3 protein-coding genes and 1 pseudogene are annotated in these 4300 nt (G+C 72.9%); 2 read left to right on the top strand and 2 right to left on the bottom strand.

Going from position 1 to position 4300, the window contains the following annotated elements:
- Positions 1-188: pseudogene (locus EF918_RS37805) on the top strand (TraR/DksA family transcriptional regulator); the annotation flags it as partial.
- Here the strand turns inward: EF918_RS37805 and EF918_RS37425 are convergent.
- Positions 149-1228: a hypothetical protein gene (locus EF918_RS37425; protein ID WP_185922038.1), complete on the bottom strand. Its 1080-nt coding sequence runs from the start codon at positions 1226-1228 to the stop codon at positions 149-151. The pseudogene EF918_RS37805 and the gene EF918_RS37425 overlap by 40 nt on opposite strands.
- A 285-nt stretch (positions 1229-1513) precedes the next feature.
- On the opposite strand from EF918_RS37425, the gene EF918_RS37420 reads away from it, so the two are divergent.
- Positions 1514-2512 (top strand): PHB depolymerase family esterase, encoded by a 999-nt coding sequence (locus EF918_RS37420; RefSeq protein ID WP_185922037.1) that lies wholly within the window; start codon positions 1514-1516, stop codon positions 2510-2512.
- A gap of 130 nt (positions 2513-2642) precedes the next feature.
- Here the strand turns inward: EF918_RS37420 and EF918_RS33165 are convergent, their stop codons facing one another.
- The gene (locus tag EF918_RS33165) at positions 2643-3989 is read right to left on the bottom strand and encodes an MFS transporter (protein WP_185922036.1); all 1347 of its coding nucleotides are present in this window, start codon (positions 3987-3989) and stop codon (positions 2643-2645) included.
- Positions 3990-4300 lie beyond the last annotated feature (311 nt).

Genomic DNA, 4300 nt, shown 5'->3' with positions numbered 1-4300 from the left:
AGCGGGCGGGGCGAGCGGGGGCGTCCGCGGCCGGCCCGGCCGGCGCGCTGCGCGGCAGGTCGCAGCGCGCCGCGGGACGGGTCGCAGCGCGCCGCGGTGCGGCCGCGGTCGTCCGCCGCCCGCGGTCCGCGCGGTACGTCGGCGGCCGTCAGGCGGCCGGAGCTGCCGAGGGCAGCGGCCTGCCGTAGACGGTAACGGCTGCGGTGAGGGCCTGCACGGTTCGTGCCATGAAGATTCGCTGGAGCTCGTCCCTGTGAGCCTGGAGCTCCGTCCGCAGCGCGTGCAGATCGTCCGCGAGGAGGTCGTCGGCCTTACCTTCGAGGCGGTTCCACAGCACGGTGTGCAGCACCTTCACGACACCGTCGTACTCCTCGCCGCCGGTCCGGCGCCGGGCCTCCTCGCCGACCCGGTCGGCGAGCTCCGTCAGATCGGCGTCCACGAGGCTCGCGGTCTGGGCCTGCAGCACCTCTTCGAGGCGGCCGTCGACTTCCTCGGCTGAGACGAATTGGATGTCTTCCAGCTCGTCACGCAGCAGGTTCGTGACCGCCACGCGGTCGACAGCCACGCCCGATGCGCGGACCGACTCCGCGATGCGGTACGCGAAGGCGCGCGGATCGGGGCCGATGCACACCTGCACCTGGTCGCGCAGCGCCTCCGCGGCATGCCAACCCAGCTCGATCCGCAGCGCGGCGGCCGTGCGGTGGCGCAGCACCTTTCCCAGCAATTCCTCCGCAACCTCCCGCAGCACCCGGTCCTGCGGGGACTCCGGGCCCGCGAGCGTGATCGCCATGCACTCCGTCCAGACCAACGGCTCGTCCGCGTGGCGGCCGAGGATGCCGTCGCAGGTGTGGCGCGCGCCGGCCAGGGCCTGCTCCGGGGTGGTCGGGCAAGGGGCGGCGTCGTCCGTGCGGCCGGTGCTGCCGGTGCACAGGAAGACGGGGTTCCCGTAGTCCCCCGTCCCCGGCAGGATCAGCTCGTAGCCGTCGAACTGCCAAGCGTCCACCTCCTCCTCGTCCAGTACGCCCCACAGCGCGCGGTTCTCCAGCTCGCTGCCGGGCCCGAACTCCACGGCATCGGCCGTCTGCTCCCAGACCGGCGGTTCCTGCGGGCCGACGGTGACCTCGTGGTCCGCGGTCCTGAGGTGCAGCACCGTCCCCTCGGGCACCACGACCCGGTCGGGCAGCTGCCCGTCCACCTCGGTCCACTCACCCAGCATCACGTACGGCATGGAGCCGCCCTTTCGTTCGGAACGATCAACCCTCCGATCTTGATCACCCGCCCACCCTCGCCGAAGGCCCATCCGGTCAGCCCTTCGAGCACCGGACCGGACCGGCGACCGGGCCGTGCGGCCCCCGGCCGCCCCAACTGGCCCTCGCGGCGCGGGCCCCCGTGGTTGAATCGATCACGGCGGGGCCACGCCCGGGCCCTCCCCGCGCGTCTCGGGGGCAGACGCGTTCCACGGGGCATCACCTTCCGGTGCCCACGGCCCTGGGAAAGACGGAGTTGCCCCACCGTGCTGAAGAAACGTTTTCTCGCCCTGTCCCTGAGCCTCGCTGCCCTGGGCTTGTTCGCCGGCGTAGCCAGTCTGGACGGCCCGGACGACCCGAACGGCCCGGACGGCCGCGGCGGTCCGGCCGCCACCGCCCGGACGGTGGCCGCCCGGGCCTCGTCCGGCTGCCAGGCTGCCGCGCCGCCGGTGACCCCGGGCCGGACCGCCGCCCGGACGCTGACGTCCGGCGGACAGCAGCGGAGCTACCTCGTGCACGTGCCCGCCGGCTACCGCACTGACCGGAGCACAGCCGCGGTCCTGGCCTTCCACGGTTCCGGGCAGAGCAACACGCTGATGGAGTCGTACAGCAACCTGGACTCCCTGGACGCCATCGTGCTCTACCCCCAGGGGACCACCGGTACGAACGGCAGCGCCTCCTGGGAAGGCGCTCCGTACGCGTCCGGCGCTGACGACGTCGGGTTCGTGAAGGACCTGCTCGACCGGACGGAGTCTCAGTTCTGCGTGGACAAGAACCGCGTCTACGCGACGGGCAAGTCCAACGGCGGCGGGTTCACGGCCCTCCTCGCCTGCCAGTTGCCGCAGCGGATCGCCGCCTTCGCCCCGGTCGCGGGCGCGTACTACCCGCAGTCGGCGCGCGGCTGCGGCACGGGTCCGGCCGTGTCGATGCTCGAATTCCACGGCACCGGCGACTCGGTCATCGATTACGACGGGGGGACCAGCCACGGCGTGGCCTATCCCGCGGTGCCCGAATGGCTGGACAGCCGGGTCCGCAAGGACCAGTGCCGCAAGGAGACCCGCCGGACGGTCGGTACGGACGTGGCGGCGTACGACTGGACGGACTGCGCGGGGGGCACCGAGGTCGCCCACTACCAAGTCACCGACGGCGGGCACACCTGGCCCGGCGCGGTCGCCCGTAGCAGCGGCCCGGGGTACACGACGCGGACGGTCTCGGCCACCGCCGTCATGTGGGACTTTTTCCAGCGGCACCCCCTGGGCGGGTGATCGCGGGACGACGGTGATCAGGGTCGCACCCTTCGAGGCGAAGGGTGCGACCCCGGTCATGGGCCGCGCCACGCGTCACGCCGCGGATCGGCCCGCCGGCCCGCTGGCGGGCCGGCGGGGGGCCGGCCGCTCAGCCCTGTACCGGCGCCACGGCCTCCGGCAGCGTCCGCGCCGCGCGGTGCGCCTGGTGCAGGCGGGCTGCCACCAGGATCCCCGCGGAGACCAGGCAGACCACGGCCGTCGCGACCAGGGTCGACCGGACCGCCGACGTGGTCACGCCCTGCGCCCCGAGCGCGGAGCCCGCCAGCGCGATGCCCACGCCGCCCGCAGTCACGATCGCGGTCAGGGTCACACCGGAGGCCTCCCCGGCCCGCTCCGGCCGGATCACGCCTTGCGTGGCGATCACGGTGAAGGTGTTGGACAGCTTCAGCGCACCACCGCACACGGCGAGGAACAGCACGTACAGCGGCAGCCAGGACGTCAGCCCCAGCCCCAGCACGGCCAGTCCGCCCACGGCACCGGCCCCGGCCATCACCTTGAGCGGCGCGATCCCGCCCAGCCGGCCGGCCAGCGGGCCGGCCGCCGCGGTCGCCACGGCCGGCACCAGCAGCACCAGTCCGGCCGTACCCGCCGGGAAGTGGCGTACTTCCTGGAGGTAGAGGCTGGCCCCGAACAGGTACACGGAGGCGGCCGCACTGGCCACCGCACCACCGGCCGTGATGATCACGAACATGCGGTTGCGGAACAGCGCCAGGTCCACCAGCGGTCGCGCCACCTTGGACTCGACGGCCACGAACACCGCCAGCAGCAGCACTCCGGCCGCGAGCAGCCCGAGCGTGCGCCCGGAGGTCCAGCCCCACGCCCGGCCCCGGTCGAGCGCGACCGTCAGGGACGCGATCGCCGCGGTCACGGTGACCAGGCCCGGCCAGTCGACCGCACGGGCGGAGGAGGCGTCGTGCTTGAGCTGCACCCGGGAGGCCAGGACCAGCGACAGCACGGTGAACGGCACGTTCAGCCAGAACACCGACCGCCAGCCGACCGTCTGGGTCAGCAGCCCGCCCACGAACGGCCCCAGGACGAGGCCCACACCGGCCACCCCGAAGACGAATCCGTTGGCCTTGGCCCGCCGGTCCTCGTCGAAGACGTGGGTGAGCAGCGCGAGCCCGACCGGCATGACGAACGCCACACCTGCGCCCTGGAGCACGCGGAAGGCCACGAGTTCGGTGGCGGAGCCGGAGAGCCCGCACATCAGCGAGGACGCCCCGAACAGGCCCACCCCGAAGAGCAGCAGCCGCCGGTGCCCGAACAGGTCACCCAGCCGGCCCGCGGCCGTCATCAGGGCGCCGGAGGCGAGCATGTACCCACTCAGGGCCCACTGGAGCCCGCCCGCGGCCACGTGCAGGTCGGCCGCCATGTCGGGGAGCGCGAGGTTCAGCGCGAAGAAGTCCAGCGATACGCAGAACAGGGCCAGCGACACGGCCCAGAGCGCACAGCGGGAACGATCGAAGGAGAAAGAGGAAAACACGGAATGGTTCCACTGTCATTGCGAAGGCGGTCCGTGACTGTGCCGGCAACCGTCTACGAAGGACGGGAGCCGGGCCGCCGTGGCTCGGGGGAATCGTCGCGCGTGGGCCCCGGCGGGAATCACGGTCGGTGATTACGCGCTCACCGAAGGGCCACCGCTGTGGCTCTGTCGCACCATGTCCTCCTCATGCAGTCGTGAACCGGCACGGGTGTGGCCGGTTCTTACATTCTGGTGAGGTTCCGGCCCCCTCCCCATCCTCCGAC

The sequence above is a fragment of the Streptomyces sp. WAC06614 genome, from assembly GCF_003949795.1.
GTDB lineage: Bacteria > Actinomycetota > Actinomycetes > Streptomycetales > Streptomycetaceae > Streptomyces.
The sequence above is the reverse complement of the archived record's forward strand: the minus strand, read 5'-3'. Positions and strand labels throughout refer to the sequence as shown.

What these genes read in the sequence shown, in the direction of transcription:
- EF918_RS37425 (WP_185922038.1), bottom strand. Translation starts at nt 1,228, where the DNA reads ATGCCGTACGTGATGCTGGGTGAGTGGACCGAGGTGGACGGGCAGCTG.